The sequence below is a fragment of the Streptomyces sp. NPDC003720 genome (assembly GCF_042875075.1).
Classification (GTDB): Bacteria; Actinomycetota; Actinomycetes; order Streptomycetales; family Streptomycetaceae; genus Streptomyces.
Genome location: NZ_JBIANZ010000007.1, coordinates 1 through 19,587, shown reverse-complemented (window position 1 = coordinate 19,587; position 19,587 = coordinate 1). Strand labels below are relative to the sequence as shown.

Annotated in this window: 18 protein-coding genes and 1 rRNA gene; 10 read left to right on the top strand and 9 right to left on the bottom strand. The window is 70.0% G+C overall.

From position 1 onward, the window contains the following. Positions 1-147 precede the first annotated feature (147 nt). Both ACFYU0_RS19905 and ACFYU0_RS19900 read left to right on the top strand, forming a co-directional pair. Positions 148-768 carry a DUF47 family protein gene (locus ACFYU0_RS19905; RefSeq protein ID WP_351666163.1) on the top strand — a complete coding sequence of 207 codons (621 nt, stop codon included), beginning with the start codon at positions 148-150 and terminating at the stop codon, positions 766-768. A gap of 7 nt (positions 769-775) precedes the next feature. After that, positions 776-1,774, top strand: a complete 999-nt coding sequence (locus ACFYU0_RS19900; protein ID WP_351666165.1) for an inorganic phosphate transporter — start codon at positions 776-778, stop codon at positions 1,772-1,774. Between the two features lie 107 nt (positions 1,775-1,881). On the opposite strand, the gene pstB is transcribed toward ACFYU0_RS19900, so the two are convergent. The 4 genes from pstB to pstS form a co-directional block, all read right to left on the bottom strand. Beyond that, a complete protein-coding gene (pstB, locus tag ACFYU0_RS19895; RefSeq protein WP_351666167.1) occupies positions 1,882-2,658 on the bottom strand; it encodes a phosphate ABC transporter ATP-binding protein PstB in 777 nt (258 codons plus the stop codon). A gap of 66 nt (positions 2,659-2,724) precedes the next feature. Beyond that, entirely contained in the window at positions 2,725-3,786 is a 1,062-nt protein-coding gene (pstA, locus tag ACFYU0_RS19890) for a phosphate ABC transporter permease PstA (RefSeq protein ID WP_389302847.1), read from the bottom strand. After that, complete coding sequence (pstC, locus tag ACFYU0_RS19885; RefSeq protein ID WP_351666171.1) at positions 3,783-4,790, bottom strand: phosphate ABC transporter permease subunit PstC; 1,008 nt, start codon at positions 4,788-4,790, stop codon at positions 3,783-3,785. The genes pstA and pstC overlap by 4 nt, the downstream gene beginning before the upstream one ends. Before the next feature lie 136 nt (positions 4,791-4,926). Continuing rightward, positions 4,927-6,054 (bottom strand): phosphate ABC transporter substrate-binding protein PstS, encoded by a 1,128-nt coding sequence (gene pstS / locus ACFYU0_RS19880; RefSeq protein ID WP_351666172.1) that lies wholly within the window; start codon positions 6,052-6,054, stop codon positions 4,927-4,929. Positions 6,055-6,377: 323 nt separating this feature from the next. Here pstS and ACFYU0_RS19875 point away from each other — a divergent pair, with 323 nt between their 5' ends. Further along, positions 6,378-7,949: an FAD-binding oxidoreductase gene (locus tag ACFYU0_RS19875; RefSeq protein WP_351666174.1), complete on the top strand. Its 1,572-nt coding sequence runs from the start codon at positions 6,378-6,380 to the stop codon at positions 7,947-7,949. Between the two features lie 4 nt (positions 7,950-7,953). Here ACFYU0_RS19875 and ACFYU0_RS19870 read toward each other — a convergent pair whose 3' ends face one another. From ACFYU0_RS19870 to ACFYU0_RS19860, 3 genes are all read right to left on the bottom strand, one after another. After that, positions 7,954-8,655, bottom strand: a complete 702-nt coding sequence (locus ACFYU0_RS19870; protein ID WP_389302842.1) for a phosphatase PAP2 family protein — start codon at positions 8,653-8,655, stop codon at positions 7,954-7,956. Positions 8,656-8,885: 230 nt separating this feature from the next. Beyond that, a complete protein-coding gene (locus ACFYU0_RS19865) occupies positions 8,886-9,887 on the bottom strand; it encodes a bifunctional lytic transglycosylase/C40 family peptidase (RefSeq protein ID WP_351666178.1) in 1,002 nt (333 codons plus the stop codon). 122 nt (positions 9,888-10,009) lie between these two features. Continuing rightward, the gene (locus tag ACFYU0_RS19860) at positions 10,010-10,798 is read right to left on the bottom strand and encodes a trypsin-like serine peptidase (RefSeq protein ID WP_389302839.1); all 789 of its coding nucleotides are present in this window, start codon (positions 10,796-10,798) and stop codon (positions 10,010-10,012) included. Positions 10,799-11,164: 366 nt separating this feature from the next. Between ACFYU0_RS19860 and ACFYU0_RS19855 the strand changes: the two genes are divergently transcribed. The 7 genes from ACFYU0_RS19855 to ACFYU0_RS19825 all read left to right on the top strand — a co-directional run bounded on the left by ACFYU0_RS19855 (position 11,165) and on the right by ACFYU0_RS19825 (position 18,752). Then, a complete protein-coding gene (locus ACFYU0_RS19855) occupies positions 11,165-11,329 on the top strand; it encodes a hypothetical protein (protein WP_389302836.1) in 165 nt (54 codons plus the stop codon). Between the two features lie 287 nt (positions 11,330-11,616). Further along, complete coding sequence (locus tag ACFYU0_RS19850; protein ID WP_014673544.1) at positions 11,617-11,925, top strand: hypothetical protein; 309 nt, start codon at positions 11,617-11,619, stop codon at positions 11,923-11,925. A 168-nt stretch (positions 11,926-12,093) separates the two neighbouring features. Next, a complete protein-coding gene (locus ACFYU0_RS19845; protein WP_389302833.1) occupies positions 12,094-12,912 on the top strand; it encodes a hypothetical protein in 819 nt (272 codons plus the stop codon). Continuing rightward, a complete protein-coding gene (locus ACFYU0_RS19840; RefSeq protein WP_389302830.1) occupies positions 12,902-14,227 on the top strand; it encodes a hypothetical protein in 1,326 nt (441 codons plus the stop codon). Before ACFYU0_RS19845 ends, ACFYU0_RS19840 begins: the two co-directional genes overlap by 11 nt. 14 nt (positions 14,228-14,241) lie before the next feature. Continuing rightward, positions 14,242-15,780: an SCO6880 family protein gene (locus ACFYU0_RS19835; RefSeq protein ID WP_389303616.1), complete on the top strand. Its 1,539-nt coding sequence runs from the start codon at positions 14,242-14,244 to the stop codon at positions 15,778-15,780. Between the two features lie 14 nt (positions 15,781-15,794). Beyond that, entirely contained in the window at positions 15,795-17,207 is a 1,413-nt protein-coding gene (locus ACFYU0_RS19830; protein WP_351666187.1) for an ATP-binding protein, read from the top strand. Between the two features lie 12 nt (positions 17,208-17,219). Beyond that, positions 17,220-18,752: a type IV secretory system conjugative DNA transfer family protein gene (locus tag ACFYU0_RS19825; protein ID WP_389302828.1), complete on the top strand. Its 1,533-nt coding sequence runs from the start codon at positions 17,220-17,222 to the stop codon at positions 18,750-18,752. Positions 18,753-18,802: 50 nt separating this feature from the next. Here the strand turns inward: ACFYU0_RS19825 and ACFYU0_RS19820 are convergent, their stop codons facing one another. Both ACFYU0_RS19820 and rrf read right to left on the bottom strand, forming a co-directional pair. Further along, a complete protein-coding gene (locus ACFYU0_RS19820; protein ID WP_389302826.1) occupies positions 18,803-19,363 on the bottom strand; it encodes a GNAT family N-acetyltransferase in 561 nt (186 codons plus the stop codon). Positions 19,364-19,493: 130 nt separating this feature from the next. Then, positions 19,494-19,587, bottom strand: a 5S ribosomal RNA gene (gene rrf, locus ACFYU0_RS19815); the annotation flags it as partial.

Below are 19,587 nucleotides of genomic sequence, written 5' to 3'. Positions count from 1 at the left end.
AATTTCGCGGGGTAGAGGGCCCCTGGGGACGCCCCCGTGCTGATCGTTCCGAACGATGGGCGACACTGGGAGACGGCCCGATAGCCGTGGCCGGATGTTGCGCCTAGCATCAGCCTGACCGAAACCGAAGCACCTAGAGGACCCCAAGTGCGCTTTCGTCTGACCCCCAGGGAGACGAGCTTCTACGACATGTTCGCCGCATCCGCGGACAACATCGTCACCGGCTCGAAGCTCCTGATGGAACTGCTCGGGGCGGACGCTTCCGCCCGGGCCGAGATCGCAGAGCGTATGCGGGCCGCGGAACACGCAGGTGACGACGCCACGCACGCGATCTTCCACCAGCTGAACTCCTCCTTCATCACGCCCTTCGACCGTGAGGACATCTACACCCTCGCCGGGTCCCTGGACGACATCATGGACTTCATGGAGGAGGCCGTCGACCTGGTCGTCCTCTACAACGTCGAGGAGTTGCCGAAGGGCGTCGAGCAGCAGATCGAGGTGCTGGCCAGGGCGGCCGAGCTGACCGCGGAGGCGATGCCGAACCTCCGCACCATGGACAACCTCACCGAGTACTGGATCGAGGTCAACCGGCTCGAGAACCAGGCCGACCAGATCCACCGCAAGCTGCTGGCGCACCTCTTCAACGGCAAGTACGACGCCATCGAGGTCCTCAAGCTGAAGCAGATCGTGGACGTGCTCGAGGAGGCGGCGGACGCGTTCGAGCACGTGGCGAACACGGTGGAGACCATCGCCGTCAAGGAGTCCTGAGGCGTCGATGGACACCTTCGCCCTGATCGTGACCGTAGCGGTCGCGCTCTTCTTCACGTACACGAACGGCTTCCACGACTCCGCGAACGCGATCGCGACCTCGGTGTCGACGCGGGCGCTGACCCCGCGGGCGGCGCTCGCCATGGCCGCGGTGATGAACCTCGCCGGCGCCTTCCTGGGCTCCGGGGTCGCCAAGACCGTCAGCGAGGGCCTGATCGAGACGCCGCAGGGCTCGAAGGGGATGGCCATCCTCTTCGCGGCGCTGATCGGCGCCATCGTCTGGAACCTGCTGACCTGGTACTTCGGCCTGCCCTCGTCGTCCTCCCACGCCCTGTTCGGCGGCATGGTGGGCGCGGCGCTCGCGGGCGGCACCGAGGTGCTCTGGAACGGCGTCCTGGACAAGGTCGTCATCCCGATGTTCCTGTCGCCGGTCGTCGGCCTGATCGTCGGCTACCTGGTGATGACGGCCATCATGTGGCTGTTCCGCCGCTCCAACCCGCACAAGGCCAAGCGGGGCTTCCGCATAGCGCAGACGGTGTCGGCGGCCGCCATGGCACTCGGGCACGGTCTGCAGGACGCCCAGAAGACCATGGGTGTCGTGGTGCTGGCCCTGGTCATCTCGGGCCACGAGACCTTCGGCGACCCGATCCCGGTCTGGGTCAAGATCGTCTGCGCCGTGATGCTGTCCCTGGGCACGTACGCCGGCGGCTGGCGGATCATGCGCACCCTGGGCCGCAAGATCATCGAGCTCGACCCCCCGCAGGGGTTCGCGGCCGAGGCGACGGGCGCGTCGATCATGTTCACCACGGCGTTCATCTTCAAGGCGCCGATCTCCACCACCCATGTCATCACCTCGGCGATCATGGGCGTGGGCGCGACGAAGCGGGTGAACGCGGTGCGCTGGGGCGTGGCGAAGAACATCGTCCTGGGCTGGTTCATCACGATGCCGGCCGCGGCCCTGGTCGCCGCCGCGGCCTTCGGGCTGGTGAACCTGACCGTCCTGTAGCCGGCGGCACGGAGAACGCGAACGGGCCCGCCCCCGGAATTCCGGGGGCGGGCCCTTCTGCGTCCTCGCGGTGGCACCGCCATGCAGCACCGCGAGGGGATCTGGGGTTATCCGAAGCGCCCGGAGATGTAGTCCTCCGTGGCCTGCACCGACGGGTTGGAGAAGATCCGCTCGGTGTCGTCGATCTCGATCAGCCGCCCGGGCTGGCCGACCGCCGCCAGGTTGAAGAACGCCGTACGGTCCGACACACGGGCCGCCTGCTGCATGTTGTGCGTCACGATGACGATCGTGAAGCGCTCCTTCAGCTCACCGATGAGGTCCTCGATGGCGAGCGTGGAGATCGGGTCCAGGGCCGAGCACGGCTCGTCCATCAGCAGCACCTTCGGCTCCACGGCGATCGCCCGGGCGATGCACAGCCGCTGCTGCTGACCGCCGGACAGGCCGGAGCCGGGCTTGTTCAGCCGGTCCTTGACCTCGTTCCAGAGGTTGGCGCCCTTCAGCGACTTCTCCACGATGTCGCCCAGCTCGGACTTGCGGTAGCTGCCGTTCAGCCGCAGGCCCGCCGCCACGTTGTCGAAGATCGACATGGTCGGGAACGGGTTCGGCCGCTGGAACACCATGCCGACCTCGCGCCGCACCGACACCGGGTCGATCCCGGCGCCGTACAGGTCCTCGTCGTCCAGCAGCACCTTGCCCTCGACACGGCCGCCGGAGGTCACCTCGTGCATCCGGTTCAGCGTGCGCAGGAACGTCGACTTGCCGCAGCCGGACGGCCCGATGAACGCCGTCACCGAGCGCGGCTCGACCGTCATCGAGATGTCCTCGATCGCCTTGTGGGAGCCGTAGTAAGCGGTCAGTCCGCTCACGTCGATTCGCTTGGCCATAACCACTTCACTTCCAGTCAGTCGCTTGGGGGGTCGCCATGCGGCGGTAGCCGCCATCTCGATGCCTCAGCGACCGGTCTTCGGGGCCTTCCAGCGGGCGATGCCGCGGGCCACCATGTTGAGGATCATCACGAAGGCGATCAGCGTCAGCGAGGCCGCCCACGCGCGGTCGTACGCCGCGTTGGCGCCCGCGCTCTGCGAGTACTGCTGGTAGATGTACAGCGGCAGCGACGCCTGCGCGCCCTCGAAGGGGTTGTTGTTGATGAACGGGTTGCCGAACACCAGCAGCAGCACCGGCGCGGTCTCGCCCGCGATACGGGCGACGGCGAGCATGACGCCGGTGGTGATGCCGCCGAGCGAGGTCGGCAGGACCACCTTCAGGATGGTGCGCCACTTCGGCACGCCCAGCGCCAGCGACGCCTCGCGCAGCTCGTTCGGTACGAGCTTGAGCATCTCCTCGGTGGAGCGGACCACGACGGGCATCATCAGGATGGCCAGCGCGAGCGAGCCGGCGAAGCCGAAGGGCTGCATCTCGAAGATCAGCATCAGGCTGAGGATGAACAGGCCCGCGACGATCGAGGGGATGCCGGTCATCACGTCGACGAAGAACGTGACGGCCTTGGCGAGCCTGCCGCGCCCGTACTCCACCAGGTAGATCGCGGTGAGGATGCCGATCGGCGCGCCGATCAGGGTGGCGAGGCCGACCTGCTCCAGGCTGCCGATGATGGCGGCGTAGATGCCGCCGCCCGGCTCGGAGTCGGCGACGACCCCCATGGAGTGGGTCAGGAAGTAGACGTCGAGGACCTTCACTCCGCGCGCCACGGTCACCCAGATCAGGGAGACCAGCGGGACGACGGCGAGCAGGAAGGCGACCCAGACGAGCGAGGTCGCGACACGGTCCTTCGCCTGGCGGCGGCCCTCGACGCGGGCGGCGATGCCGAACGTGCCGAGGACGAACAGGATCGCGGCGATCAGGCCCCACTGGACCTTGCTGTCCAGGCCGGCGGCGAGGCCGATGCCCACCGCGACCACCAGGGATCCGGCGGCGATGGCCCAGGTGGACCACTTGGGCAGGCTCGCGCCGCGCAGCGAACCGGCGCGCTTGTCGGCGAGGCTGGCGGTGCTCATGCGTTGGCCCCCGAGTACTCCTTGCGGCGGGCGATGATCGCGCGAGCCGCACCGTTGACCAGCAGGGTGATGACGAACAGGACCAGACCGGAGGCGATCAGCGCGTCACGGCCGTCCTGCGTCGCCTCGCTGAACTTGCTGGCGATGTTCTGGGCGAAGGTGCCGCCGCCCGGGTCGAGCAGGCTGGCCTGGATGTCGAAGGTCGGGGAGAGCACGGTGGCGACGGCCATCGTCTCGCCGAGGGCGCGGCCGAGGCCGAGCATCGAGGCGGAGATCACGCCGGAGCGGCCGAAGGGCAGCACCGCCATGCGGATGACCTCCCAGCGCGTGGCGCCGAGGGCCAGCGCGGCCTCCTCGTGCATCTGCGGGACCTGCCGGAAGACCTCACGGCTCACGTTGGTGATGATCGGCAGGATCATGATCGCGAGCAGCAGGCCGACGGTGAGCATCGACCGCGGGGCGCCGCCCTGCCAGTCGAAGACGCCGGTCCAGCCGAGGTACTTGTCCAGCCAGCCGTAGAGGCCGGTCATGTGCGGCACGAGGACCAGCGCGCCCCACAGGCCGTACACGATGGACGGCACGGCGGCGAGCAGGTCGATCACGTACGCGACCGGGCCGGCCAGCCTGCGCGGCGCGTAGTGCGTGATGAACAGCGCGATGGCCACCGAGATCGGGACCGCGATGACCATGGCGACGACCGAGGAGACGACCGTGCCGAAGGCCAGCACCGCGATGCCGAACACCGGCGGGGTGAGGTTGGTGTTCCACTCGAAGGTGGTCAGGAAGTTGCCGTGGTCCTTGCTGATCGCGAGCGAGGCGCGGTAGGTGAGGAAGACCGCGATCGCGGCCATGATCACCAGCAGCAGGATGCCCGAGCCTCGGGACAGGCCGAGGAAGACGCGGTCACCGGGGCGGGTCGCGCCACGGGCGCTGCGCGCCTGCTCGGTCAGGGTCGGCTCGGGACTTGGGGGAAGTGCATCGGTTGTCTTCGTCGATATGTCCATCGGGTTCTCCGGTCTGCGGAGCCGCCTCGACGGGCGGCTCGGTGGAGCCGTACGCCCCGGCGGGGCGGTGCGGCTCCGGGCGGCGGTGCACCGGACGGTGCGGCCCGGCCCCGCGGGGGGCCGGACCGCACTCAGGTCAGCTCAGGCCCTCGATGGTGGTGCGGACCTTCGCGATGATCTCGGCGGGGACGGGCGCGTAGTCGATGCCCGAGAGGACCTTCTGGCCGTCCTCGCTCGCGATGTAGCGCAGGAACGCCTTGGTGGCGGGCAGGCTGTCGGCCTTGTTGCCCTTGTCGCAGACGATCTCGTACGTGACCAGGGTGATCGGGTAGGCACCCTCGGCCTTGGTCTTGTAGTCGAGCTGCAGCGACAGGTCCTTGCCGGTGCCGACGACCTTGGCGGCCGCGATGTCGGCGGTGGCGCTCTCGGTGCTCGGCGCGACCGGCTTGCTGGCGCCCGTGTCGATGGAGACGGCCTTGATGCCGTCCGAGACGTAGGACAGCTCGAAGTAGCCGATGGCGCCGGAGGTCTGCTTCACCTGCTGGGCCACGCCCGCGGACTGCGGAGCGGACTGGCCGCCCTTGGCCTGCCAGGCCTTGCCGCCGGAGTACTTCCAGTTGCCCGGGGTGGTGGCGATCAGGTACTTGGTGAAGTTGTCCGTGGTGCCGGACTCGTCCGAGCGGTGGAACGGCTGGATCTTGAGGTCGGGGAGCTTCGCCGAGGGGTTCAGCTTCTTGATCGCCGGGTCGTTCCAGTTGGTGATCTTGCTGTCGAAGATCTTGGCGAGGGTCGGCGCGTCCAGGACCAGGTTGTCCACACCCGGGACGTTGTAACCGAGGGCGATCGGGCCGCCGACCATCGGGAGGTCGATGCCCTGGCCGCCGGAGCAGACCTTCTTGGAGGCGGTGACCTCTTCCGGCTTCAGCGCGGAGTCGGAGCCGGCGAAGGCCACCTGGCCCTGCGTGAACGCCGTGACACCGGCGCCCGAGCCGCCGCCCTTGTAGTTGATCTGCACGCCGCAGGCCTGCGAGAAGCTCTTCACCCAGGCGTCGATCGCGTTCTTCTGCGCGGAGGAGCCGTCGGCGAGGAGCTGGCCCTTGGCGCCGTCGCACTTGATGGAGCTGGCGCTGGTCGACGACGAAGAACCGTCCGTCGTCTTCTTGCCCGTGTCGTCGGAGCCGCACGCCGTCAGGGCCAGGGCGCCGGAGACGGCGACAGCACCGAGCGAGAGGGCGCGGAGCCGGTTCTTGCGCTGAAGCTTCACTTTCGGGAGTTCCTTCCAGGAGCCGCCGCAGGGGGCGGCGTGCGAAGTCATCGAAGGTGCGTGAGCGCGTTCATGGCCGCCCCGAGCACCGCGTAAGGCCGAAATTAGGCAGAACAGGTGAAGCCGCCGATGGCCGGAAGTGAACGAGGGGTGAACCCCTGCCGTCGGCCCGGTGAGGTCACGGAATGCTCACGGGGAGAGCACGTGGAGGTTCCGACGTCCGTGTCGCGCGGACACGTATTCGGTGCTCTTCCTCGTGCGACGGGAACCCGTGTGCGCATGGCGTCGTCTCGTTCCAGGAGAGCCGAGGAAGGGCGACGGACATGGAACGGCGTACGTTCATCACGGGCGGCACGGCCGCGCTGGTCACCACCGCGCTGGCGGGCTGCAGCTCCGGCACGGACGCCTCCGCGCGATCCTCGGCGCGGTCATCGGCACGGTCCCTCTCATCGTCGGGTACCGCACTGAAGACCACCAGCCAGGCCGCCGCCGCGAACTGGGCGGCCCTCGCCCGCGACCTCGACGGCACCCTGGTGCGCCCCGGCGACGCGAGCTGGACGACGGCCCACCAGCTCTACAACACCCGCTTCGACGGGCTGAAACCCGCCGCCGTGGCCTACGTCTCGCACACCGCCGACATCCGCACGACGCTGGCGTACGCCAAGGCCCACGGCATACGCGTGTCGATACGCAACGGCGGACACTCCTACGCCGGCTACTCCTCCGGCGACGGCCGGCTCGTCCTCGACGTCTCCCGGCTGAACCGGATCCGGGTGAGCGGCGGCCAGGCGGTCGTCGGCGCCGGCTCCAAACTGATCGACGTCTACCGCGGGCTCGCCGCGAAGGGCGTGACCATACCCGCCGGCTCCTGCCCCACCGTCGGCGTCTCCGGCCTCGTCCTCGGCGGCGGCCACGGCGTCGCCTCCCGCGCGTACGGCCTGACCTGCGACAGCCTCACCCGGGCCACGCTCGTCACCGCCGACGGCACCCAGGTCACGGCCGACGCGAACCACCACTCCGACCTGTTCTGGGCGCTGCGCGGCGCGGGCAACGGCAACTTCGGCGTCGTCACCGAGCTGCAGTTCAGGACCCATCCGGCGCCGCAGGCGGTGACGGCGTACCTGACGTGGCCCTGGTCCAAGGCGGCGGCGGTGGTCAAGGCCTGGCAGGAGTGGGGCCCGGCCCAGCCGGACGAGATCTGGTCCTCCCTGCACCTGGCCTGCTCACCGGGCCGGACCCCGACCGTCTCGGTGGCCTGCTTCTCCCTGGGCACTTACGGCGAGCTGCAGAACGCCGTGGACCGCCTCGCCCACAAGGCCGGCGCGAACGCCTCCTCCGTCTCGCTGCGCCGCCGGGGCTACGAGGAGGCCATGGAGATCTACGCCGGCTGCTCCTCCTTCTCCTCCGACGCCCAGTGCCACCTGCCCGGCTCGACCCCCGGCCGCTCCTCCCAGGGCAGGCTGGGCCGGGAGACCTACGCGGCCCGCTCCGACTTCTTCGACCGCTCCCTGTCCGCCGCGGGCATCCAGACCCTGCTCAGGCAGATCGGCTCCGTCCGCGGCGGCGCGGGCAGCATCGCGTTCACCGCGCTCGGCGGCGCGGTCAACCGGGTCTCCCCCACGGCGACGGCCTTCGTCCACCGCCGCTCCCGGATGCTGGCGCAGTACATCGCCTCCTGGGGCGCGGGCGCCTCCGGCGGCACGGCGCAGTCGTGGCTGACGTCGGCCCACCGGGCGATGGCACCCCACGCCTCCGGCGCGGCCTACCAGAACTACACGGACCCCACCCTGACGAACTGGCGCAAGGCCTACTACGGGGACGCCGCGACGCGGCTGAGCGCGGTGAAGAAGCAGTACGACCCGGAGAGGTTCTTCTCCTACGCGCAGGGGCTGTAGCCGCTCAGGCCGCGAGATCCCGTTCCTCGGACTTCAGCGAGTCGCGGGAACCGGGGAGCAGGGCGTTCCTCTGCTCCCCCGCGGACCGGCTGCGCACCAGCCACCCCGCCCGCGGCGACCGCTCGACCGCCTTCGCCAGCGGCGTCAGCAGCGCCATGGCCGGCGGCGACAGCAGCAGCGCGACCGCCGTGCCCAGGGCGAATCCGCCGACGACGTCCGTCGGGTAGTGCACGCCCATGTAGACCCGGCAGAAACCCTCCAGCAGCGCCAAGCCGATGCCGGCCAGGCCGAAGCGGCGGTTGGCCACGAACAGCCCTACGCCCAGCGCCATCGTGATCGTCGCGTGGTCGCTGACGAACGAGAAGTCCGTCTTCCCGGAGACCAGCACGTCCAGGCCCTGATGGTCCACGAAGGGCCGGGGCCGCTCGACGAACCCCCGTATCGGCACGTTCACCAGGACCGCGATGCCGGCCGCCAGCGGGGCCCACACCAGCGCCGCGACGGAGGGCGCCGCGTCCTCGCCGCCCCGCCGCCGGACGGACCACCAGCACCACAGCACGAGCAGCACCATGGCGACCAGCAGCCCGTACTCACCCACGAACTCCATGACCCGGTCGAACCAGTGCGGCGCGTCCTTGGCCAGGCCATTGATGTCGTACAGCAGGCCGACGTCGGGGTTCGATCCGGATTCGGCGAGTACAGCCATGGTGCTGCGGCCCCTTCGTCGTAGTCCCGGACGCACCTCGTGTGCGTCGCTCCGGCTCCCCGTGGTTCGTAGATCCGCATCCGCTGCACTGCCGCACTGACGTCCGCTCGGCTACGTCAACAGGAACGCACGGTCCCCATCAATACGTTCCGCTCTCCACCGAATGATCACGCAGACGTTATCGAAGAGAGACTCATCTCCGCAGCTCAGGGGGCAGGTTCACGCTCGGTTCACACGTGGGTGGGGAGTGCTTTTGCGCCATCTTCGGTCACGCGGGTGGCGCCGAAGTAGTCGGGGGTGTCGACCGGGTCGAACCGGATCACGGCGCCCGTCCGCGGCGCGTCGATCATGTACCCGCCGCCGACGTAGATACCCACGTGCCGGATGGCCCGCGAGTCGGCGAGGTCGTCGGAGAAGAAGACCAGATCGCCCGGCATCAACTCGTCCCGCGAGGGGTGCGGACCGGCGTTGTACTGGTCGTTGGCGACCCGGGGCAGGGTGATGCCGACCTTCTCGTACGCGGCCTTGGTCAGACCCGAGCAGTCGAAGCGTCCTCCCTGGTCGGCGGTGCCGTTGCCGCCCCAGAGGTAGGGCGTGCCGAGCTTGCTCTGGGCGAAGGCGATGGCGCCCGCGGCCTGCCGGCTCGGGTCGAGCCGGGTGACCGGCGCGGCGAAGCTCTCCTCCAGGCTGCGGATGCGCTTGACGTAGTTCTGCGTCTCGCTGATGGCCGGCACCCCGCCCGACCTTATGACGCGGTAGGCGCCCGCGTTGTAGGCGGCGAGCATGTTGTCGGAGACGTTCCCGGGAACGTCCTTGACGTACTTGGCGAGTTCGCAGTCGTACGACGCGGCCGACGGAATCGCGTCATTCGGATCCCAGATGTCGCGCTTGCCGTCGCCGTTGCCGTCGATGCCGTGGGTCGCCCAGGTGCTCGGGATGAACTGGGCGATGCCGCGCGCGTCCGCCGGACTGACGACGGTCGGGTTCCAGCCGCTCTCCTGGTAGAGCTGGGCGGCGAGCAGCGCCGGAGTCAGCGCGGGGCACAGGTTGCCCCACTGCTGCACCAGTTGCTTGTAGGCGGCCGGCACGGCGCCCTTGGCGAGTCCCCGGCTGCCCGAGGTCACCCCGTTGACGAGGTTCCCGGCGACGACGTACACCCCCACGACGAGCAGCATGACGAAGCCCATGCCGAGCCCGACCGCCGCCCCACCGAACACCCATACCTTCCGCACGGTCCAACTCTCCCCCATACCGGACCGGTTCCAGTCCTGATCCGCCTGAAGTGGCGTCATTTCACAGCGGAACGGCGCGGAACGGCGACGCGTGGAAGCCCGCGGATACGGCTGACGCGCCCTCAGGGACCGGCGACGGCCGCCGTGGCGTCCCGGTACAGCCCGGCCGCCTCGCCGCGCAGCACCACGCTGTACGAGACGTCGGCCGTGTCGCCGCCCTTCTCATGGCCGCCGAGCACCCCGACCACCCGCCCGTCGCCGTCGACCCACGGACTGCCGCTGGTGCCGGACGCGAAGTCGGGACACCGGACGCGCTGTTGGGTGCGGCCGCGCGGGCTGGGCCTGGTGGTGCAGCTGATCGGCGTCTCGCGGGAGTCCGGGTAGCCGAGGACCGTCACGGCGGCGGCGCCGGTGGGCGTCCCGGCGGTGAACCGGTTGGCCCCGACCACGTCCTCGATCTCCTTGCCGCCCACCGCCTCCAGGCGGGCGAAGGCCACGTCGCTGTCCTCGCTCTCGCCGTTCGCCCACCCGTCGGGCACGAACCGCTGCCGCACCTTCCACACCCCGTACGGCGCCTCGCCGTCCCGGTACCCCGGCGCGAACACCAGCTCGCCCTCGACGCCGCCCAGGCAGTGGGCCGCGGTGACGATCAGATCGCGTCGCGGGCTGTGCACCACCGAGGCGGTGCAGAAGTGGCCCCCGGCCGGCCTGCCGACCTGGTCCGCCCCGAACAGGGCGCCCACCCGGACGGCCTCCACCGTGGCCCCGGCCGTGACCGTGACCCCGTAGGCGCCGGGCCCGTCGCCGGCGGCGGCCACGGACGGAGAGGTCAGCGCGAGCAGCACCACAGCCCCGAGGAGCGCGGGACGCGAGGGGACCGGGCGGCGCGCGGTGCGACAGATGCGCTTCATCAGGCCCCCACTCTCCGCCACGAGCCGAGAAAGCCGTCTTGACCACACCGAGCCACTTACCCGGGACCTCCCTGAGGGATCGAGGTACTCCGCGATCGCGTCCACCGTACTGTCCCACCGCCACTCCCGCCTCCCGAGTCGTCACCCCCGGTCACCACCGCCCCGGCCGGCGCCCCCGGCAAACCCTGGTGCGCACCCGCCCGTATCCCGGGTACGGAAGGGGATGAGCGGCATGACACTCCCGGCACACCGGTCCCTCGAGCGACTCGGCGCCACAGCGGCGGCCTGCGCGGCCGCACTCGTCCTCGCGGCCTGCTCCGGCGGGAGCGGCGGCCGGGCGAGCGGCACGACGGCGGCCCACTCCGCGTGTCCATCGGCGGCCCCGGCGTGAAGGACGCCAGGACCGGCAACCTCCGGAGCGGCCGACAGGGCACCCTGACGGTGCACCTCAAGAAGGGCACGGACGACCTCTACTGCCCGGTCGACAACCACAAACAGCTCGGAATGGACCAGCGCATCAAGGTCGGCTGACCCGGCGTGAGAACATCGTATCGACGCCTCACCCGACCAGCCGTCAGGAACCGTGCGGGGTCGTAGAAGGGGTCAACGACGGAACCACGCGACAGGTTCCGCTCCGGCGTCGTTGCCCGGCGTGACCTGCCGTGATACACAGAGTGACGGTACGGGTCATCCGTGCAAAACCCGCGAGCCAATGACGTCAAGTCGACATACGACCGGGGCGTTGTCGGCGAGAATGGACGTGACCTCTGCACACCGCAGGGGGCTTGCGGAACTACCCACCAGGGGCGGTGACTTACATGCTCTTTGCGGCCGACAAGGGAGACATCAACACCATCATCGGCGGGATCGCTCCGGACTGGGGCCCCTTCGGCAGCCTGGGCAACGAGGCCAAGGTGATGATCGAGGTGGTCATGGCCGTGGCCATCCTGCTCTGCCTGGGCATCGCGGTCTGGGGTGCGGCCAAACAGCGGATCGGCGCGACGGCCCTGCGGGACACCTTCAGCGCGGAACAGGGCAAGGGCCTCATCATCGCCGGGCTCACCGGGGTGTTCATCATCGGATCGCTCGGCACACTGTTCACGATCGTGTACGGCATGGCGGTCTGACACCCCCTCCACCGCCGGGCCGGCCCGGTCGTCCCCTCCACCCCACCCACCCGTCGTGCCCACCGGCTGAGGTTGCGTTTCCCTGATGTCGAGTCACCACACCGCGCCCGCGCGGGAACCAGCACGGCTACCGTCGTACGCACACGACGTGGAGGGGGCCTACCCGGCATGAGTCCCGGAGACGAGCAGGGTTACACCGAGACGGGCCAGACCCGTACCCGCCTGCCCGGCGGCGACCCGTACGGCGGCGCGCCCCGCAGAACGGGCCGCTCCTCCTCCCGGGGCCTGGTCACGGTCGTCGGCGTGGTGGTCCTCCTCATCGCGGCGATCGCCTTCGCGAACCGGGGGGACGGTTCCTCGACCGACGGCTCAGCCGACAAGGGGGACCGCCCGAAGGCCGCGTCCACGGCGGCGAGCGGCACGAAGCCGGTCGACACGAAGTCCGCCAACATCCCCTCCGGCTTCGCCCACACGGAGCAGGGGGCGCAGAGCGCTGCCGCGAACTATGCGGTGGTGCTGGTCTCGGCCGACATTCTCAAGCCGGCTCTGCGGGGCGCGATCGTCAAACAGGTGTTTGTATCAGAGAAGCAGGCGCCGCTGACCGACAAGTTCAACAAGGCCTACGACAAGCAGTTCTTGAGCAACGTCGGCCTGGACCAGAACGGAAACTCCCCCGCGGGGCAGACGTACATCTCGCGGACAGCGCCCATCGGCACCAAGCTCACGGACTACACGGACGCAGTCGCCACAACCGAAGTCTGGTGCACTGGTGTGTTCGGCACCGCCGGTGACAACTCGACCAACCCCGTCACCAGTGACTGGTTCACGATGAAGCTCCTGCTGCGCTGGGAAAACAGTGACTGGAAGATCGACAGTTTCTCCCAGGCCGATGGCCCCGCGCCCGTCCCCGGTGACAGCAAGGCATCCAGCGCCGACCAGATGGCGAAGGCCGTCGAGGAGTACGGAGGCTTCACCTATGCCCGGTAGTCCGCGCCTCGTACTCAGGGCCACCGCCGCTGCCGCCGTCGTGCAGACCGCCGTCCTGCTGCTCGCCACCCGAGCCGTCGCTGCGCCGACCCCAAAGCCGTCATCCAACAATTGCGATCTGATCGTCGGCCCCGCCAAGCGACTGTGTGAGAAGGACAGCGGCGGCTCCAAAAAAGGCCTCACCACCCCCGACAACCCCCTCACCTCCACCCTCGACCCCCTCTCCTCCCTCGGCAAGGGCTGTGCGGACGCCGCGTCGTGGACCATCGGCAAGCTCAGTGACGCCGTGAAGGAGACCGCCAACGTCGACTTCACCAACACCAAGTTCCTGCAGCAGTACGCCGTCGTCTTCGCCGCCTCCACGATCCTCACGCTGCTGCTGTGGCTGCTGGCCGTCGCCAAGCGGGCGGTGCGCGGCGTGCCGCTGACCACCGCCATCTCGGAGGCCGTCGGCTTCCTGTGGCTGACGGTGCTCGCCTCCGCCTTCACGCCGCTGATCCTCTACACCGTCGTCTCCGCGGCCGACGGCGTCACGGACGTCCTCGCCAAGGCCACCGGCGACCAGACCGACACCTTCTTCGGCACCTTCTCCGGCGCCCTCGACAAGGGCGACGACATCGGCGGCGGACCGATCATGCTGATCGTCGTCTCCCTGGTCAGCATCCTCGCCGCCGGCATCCTCTGGCTCGAGCTCGTCATCCGCGCCGCCCTGCTCTACGTCGGCGCCCTGCTCGGCACCGTCGTCTATGCCGGCCTCGTCGACAAGAACCTTTGGGGCCACGTACGGCGCTGGGCCGGGATCATGATCGCCGTCATCCTGGTCAAGCCCGTCATCGTCATCGTGCTGGGCCTCGCCGGCGCGCTGGCCGGCGACAACGGCCCCGACGCGTTCTCCGCCGTCGTCTCCGGCCTCGCCATCATCCTGCTCGCCATCTTCGCCAGCGCGATGATCTACCGCTTCGTCCCCGGCTTCGGCGACGAGATCGCCGGCTCCCGCAGCAACCGCATCATGCAGGGCGCCGAGGGCAAGGCCGCCGCGGTGATCAGCTCCCCGGCGACCCTCGTCGCCCAGGGCATCAAGACGCACAGCACCCGCGCGGACAACAACGGCTCGGGCGGCGGCGGCTCCACCGGCGCCCGTCCTGCCAACCCCGCCTCCGGCGGCGTCGCCGCCCACAGCGGCCGTACCGGACAGGGCGGCGGAGCAGTCCCCTCCGCCGCGCCCGCACCGCGCGCGCCCAGCCCGGTCAACACCCCGCACGCCGGCAACACACGCAACAGCAGCAGCAACCGCTCAGGAGGTGACGGGCGTTGACGACCGAGTCCCACATGTCCCATCCGGTCACGCCCCGCCGTACGTATCTGATCGGCCGCGCCCGGCCGAACGCGATCATCGGCCGGAACCGCGAGTCCGGCGAGATCGCGCTGATCGTCGCCGGCGCGTTCCTCGGCATGATGTGCGGCCTCCTCGTCCCCGTCCTGTCCCTGCGGATCGTGCTGCTGACCGGCTTCCCGCTGCTCGCGCTCGCCGCGGTCTACGTGCCGTACAAGCGCCGCACCTTCTACAAGTGGTTCGAGATCAACCGCTCGTACAAGCGCACCGTCAAGCGCGGCGCCACCTACCGCTCCGGCGTGGTCGAGGCCGGCACCCGGCTGGACGGGCGGGAGGTCGAGATCGGACCGCCGCCCGGCATCGGACGGATCACCTGGCTCGCCGCGCCGTTCGGGCCCGACGAGATCGCCGTACTGCTGCACGCCGACCGCAAGACCGTCACCGCCGCCATCGAGATCGAGGGCCCCGGCGTCGGCCTGCGCGACTCCGAGGACCAGGAGGCCCTCGTCGACCGCTTCGGCACACTGCTCAAGCACGTGGCCAACGGCGACGGCTTCGTCACCCGGCTGCAGATGCTCGCCCGCACCCTGCCCGCCGACCCCGACGCCCACGCCAAGGACGTCACGCTGCGCGGGGACGACAAGGCCCCTGAATGGCTGTCCCGGTCCTACGACCAGCTCCAGTCCATGGTGTCCACCAGCAGCGAGCAGCACCGCGCCTACCTCGTCGCCTGCATGCACTACGGCCGCGAACTGGCCGCCGAGGCGCACGCCATGGCCCGGGCCGTCCGCGCGCGCGGCGGCAAGGTCGACCGGGACGCCGGACTCGCCGTCGTCATGGCCCGCGAGCTGACCGACATCTGCTCCCGGCTGCAGGAGGCCGACATCCGCGTCCGCCAGCCCCTCGGGCAGGGCAGACTCGCCTCCCTCATCCACTCCATGTACGACCCGGACCACCCCATCGACCACATCCAGGCGATGACCCAGCGCAACGCCTGGCCGGCCGAACTGGACGCCATGGAGCCCACCTACCTCCAGGCCAAGACCCGCGAGTCCGCCACCCGCGCCCCCTGGTGCCACGCCACCGCCTGGGTGAAGGAGTGGCCGATGACCCCCGTCGGCGTCAACTTCCTCGCGCCCCTGCTCGTCCACACCCCGGACGTCATCCGAACGGTCGCCGTGACGATGGATCTCGAACCCACCGAGGTAGCCATCGAACGCATGCTGACCGAGAAGACCAACGACGAGGCCGAGGCCTCCCGGGCCGCCAAGATGAACCGCACCGTCGACCCGCGCGACATCGCCGCCCACAACCGTCTGGACCAGCGCGGAGAGGACCTCGCCAGCGGCGCGGCCGGCGTCAACCTGGTCGGCTACATCACCGTCTCCGCCCGGTCCCCGGAGGCCCTCAACCGCGACAAGCGGACCATAAGGGCCTCCGCGGGAAAGTCGTACCTGAAGCTGGAGTGGTGCGACCGCGAGCACCACCGGGCCTTCGTGAACACACTTCCCTTCGCCACCGGCATTCGAAGGTAGGGGCTGATGCGCTGATGCGGGACCCGCTGTCCGTCCTCACGGAAGCCTTCACGTCCTTCCTGTTCGGGAAGGTCGAGACGACCCGGCTGCCGGTGCGCACCTCCACGGGCCAGGCCCAGGCGGTCTACCTGCCCACCGCCGCCCCCGGCCTCGGTGACTCGGGCGTCATCATCGGCCGCGAGGTGTACTCCGGCAAGGGCTACATCTACGACCCCTTCCAGCTCTACGGCCAGCAGCTGCCGGCCCCCCACTGGCTCGTGCTCGGCGAGTCCGGCAACGGCAAGTCGGCCCTGGAGAAGACCTACGTCCTCAGGCAGCTCCGCTTCAAGGACCGCCAGGTCGTCGTCCTGGACGCCCAGGGCGAGGACGGCGTCGGCGAGTGGAACCTGATCGCGGAGGAGCTGGGGATAACTCCCATCCGCCTGGACCCGACCGCGGCCCTCAACCACGGCATCCGGCTGAATCCCCTGGACCCCTCGATCACCACGACGGGCCAGCTCGCGCTGCTCCGCACCATCATCGAGGTCGCGATGGGGCACGGCCTGGACGAGCGCTCCGGCTTCGCCCTCAAGGTCGCCCACTCCTTCGTCAACGAGTCCATCCTCGACCGCCAGCCCGTCCTCACCGACATCGTGGAGCAACTGCGGCATCCGGAGCCGGAGTCCGCGGAGGCGATGAACGTCGCCATAGACGACGTACGGGCCTGGGGCCTGGACGTCGCCCTGGTCCTGGACCGGCTGGTCGACGGTGACCTGCGGGGCATGTTCGACGGCCCGACCACGGTCGGCATCGACCTGGACGCCCCGCTGATCGTGTTCGACCTGTCCCACATCGACCGCAACTCCATCGCCATGCCCATCCTGATGGCGATCGTCGGCGTGTGGCTGGAGCACACCTGGATCCGCCCCGACCGCAAGAAGCGCATCTTCCTCGTGGAAGAGGCCTGGCACATCATCAACAGCCCGTTCGTGGCGCAGCTCTTCCAGCGGCTGCTGAAGTTCGGGCGGCGGCTCGGCCTGTCCTTCGTGGCGGTGGTCCACCACCTGTCCGACGTGGTGGACGGCGCGGCGGCTAAGGAGGCGGCGGCCATCCTGAAGATGGCGTCGACCAGGACCATCTACGCCCAGAAGGCCGACGAGGCGAGAGCGACGGGCCGGGTCCTCGGCCTGCCCCGCTGGGCGGTCGAGATCATCCCCTCCCTCACCCCGGGCATCGCCGTCTGGGACGTCAACGGCAACGTCCAGGTGGTCAAGCACCTCGTCACGGAGACCGAACGCCCGCTGGTCTTCACCGACCGCGCGATGACCGAGTCCTCCAGCGACCGGGCGGCCGACGACGCCCTGCGCGCCGCCGAACTGGAGGCCGAGCAGCGGGCGGCCGCCTTCGTGGAGCAGCACCTGGGCGACTCGGAATCGACGGTGGCGTAGGGGAGGGCAGGAGTGAGACCGGACGATCGCCGTGACACCCACCGGGAGGGTCAGGGCGGAATCCCCGACGGGCTGCTGATCGGCATACTCGCCTTCCTCCTCGGCATGACCGTGCTGGTGTGGACGGCCACCGGCCTGGCGGCCCTGTTCACCCACGGCGCCTGGCCGGCCGGCGTGACGTTCACCCGCACGGCCCTGGCCATGCGCCACCTCATCGCGCAGCCCCACGACCTGCCCGGCGCCTGGCCGGACACCCCGGCCGGACAGCTCTCCGGCTGGGGTCTGTTCTGGGGCCTGTTCATCGGCCAGCTGATGATCCTGCTCGTCCTCACCCTGTTCGTGATGGGCACGGTGGCGAGATGGCGGGCTGAGAAGGCACGGCGCGCCTCCGAACGAGGGGCGGCGCCCGCCGCGGTCACACCCGCTCCGGCCCCCGTTCCCGCGGTCGCACCCGTGCCGGTGGTCGCACCAGTGCCGGTGGTGGCTCCCGTTCCCGAGGCGGCACCGGAGCAGCGGCACGAGGTCCCGGTGCCGCGCACCGATCCCGCTCCACAGCCTGTGGAAAAACTCGTGGGTGCCGGCGCCCCGGCGCCCGGCCGGGAGGCCGACACCGAGAGCGGCGTCCGCGGCGTGCGTTACGGCAGGCCGGCGACCCGGCACGGCACCGCCGTCCAGGCCGTCCAGGACGCCCCCGGCCCGGCGCTGGTGGTCACCTCGGACCCGGCGCTCTGGGCGGAGACCAAGGACGCCAGGACCAAGCTGGGCCCCGTCCACCTCTACGACCCCACCCACCTCTGCGACACCCCGGCCCGCCTCCACTGGTCCCCCACCAGCGGCTGCGAGGACAAGGAAACAGCGCTGAACCGGGCCACGGGCCTGCTCTGCCCCGTCCGGCCCACCGCCAAGCTCGACCAGGCCGTGGCCGACACCGCCACCACACTGCTGCGCAGCTACCTGCACGCCGCCGCGCTGGAGTCCCGCACCGTCCGCCACGTCCACCGCTGGGCGCAGGGCACCCAGGTCCAGGACGCCGTACGCACCCTTCGCACCCACACCAAGGCCGCCCCCGGCGCCGCGGGCGAGCTGGAGGCCGCGCTCACCGCGCATCCGGAACGACGCGACATGGCACAGGAGTTGATCAGCAGGGCGCTGTCCGCCCTCTCCACCGTCAACATCCGGGAAGCCTGCACCCCGAACCGAACCGATGCCCTCGCCCTGGATTCCTTCGTCCACGAAGGGGGCACGCTTTATGTGGTCGGTGAATCCATCGAGGACCCCAGGACCCATCCGGGTGCGATGCCCCTCCTGACGGCTCTCGTCTCGAGCGTGGTCGAGCACGGCCGGCGCATGGCCGAACGGTCATCCTCCGGTCGGCTCGACCCACCACTGACCCTGGTCCTGGACGACATCGCGGCCGTCGCGCCCATCCCCCAGCTCCCCGGGCTGCTCGCCGCCGGAACCGACCGGGGCATGCCCGCCCTCGCCCTGCTCCGCTCCCGCGAACAGGCAAGGGCCCGCTGGCCGCACCAGGAACTGCCGTCCTGACCGCCGTCCCTGGCCCTGCGGACGTCCGGGTACGGACGCATCGAGGCCGATCACCGCTCCAGCACGAACTCCAGCTCCTCCTCGGACTCGTCCTTCGTGAACGACACGACCAGCCCGCTCGGCCCGAACCCGGCCTTGCGGTAGGCGCCCTGGGCCCGCGCGTTGTCCGCGTGCACGAACAGCCGCACCCGTTCGGCACTCTGCTGCCAGGCCCAGGAGACACCGGCGTCGAACAGCATCTTGATCAGCCCGTTGCCCCGGTGCTCCGGCCGGACGAACACCCCGACGACATGGCCCTGGCGCCGCTCGACCGGGTACCCGGCCCAGTCCGTCGTCCCCGGCTGCTCGAGCAGCACGGTCACGGTGCCGGCCCAGTTCCCGTCGGGCGTCTCGGCGACGAACTGCTGTGCCGTGGACGACCCTTCACCGGAGTTGATCGCCCGTTCCTGGTAGAAGGAGTCCGGGCGGGCCAGGGCGGCCTCGTAGGTCTCCAGGAAGGCGATGTGCGCGACCGGGTCCCGCAGGGCGTCCAGGCGCAGTCGCTTCACGGCAGCCCACTCGTCGGGGCGTATGGCTCGGACGACGTAGTCGTCGCTGGTCGGGGTAGTCATGCGGCCACGGTAGTGGCGTCCGCCGGCGCCCTCACCCGATATACGGGGCAGACGGCGTCACGGCCTTCAGAAAAGGTCCGGAACGCAGAAAACCCCCGCATCTTTCGATGCGGGGGTTTTCCCAACAATAGTTCGGCGGCGTCCTACTCTCCCACAGGGTCCCCCCTGCAGTACCATCGGCGCTGTGAGGCTTAGCTTCCGGGTTCGGAATGTAACCGGGCGTT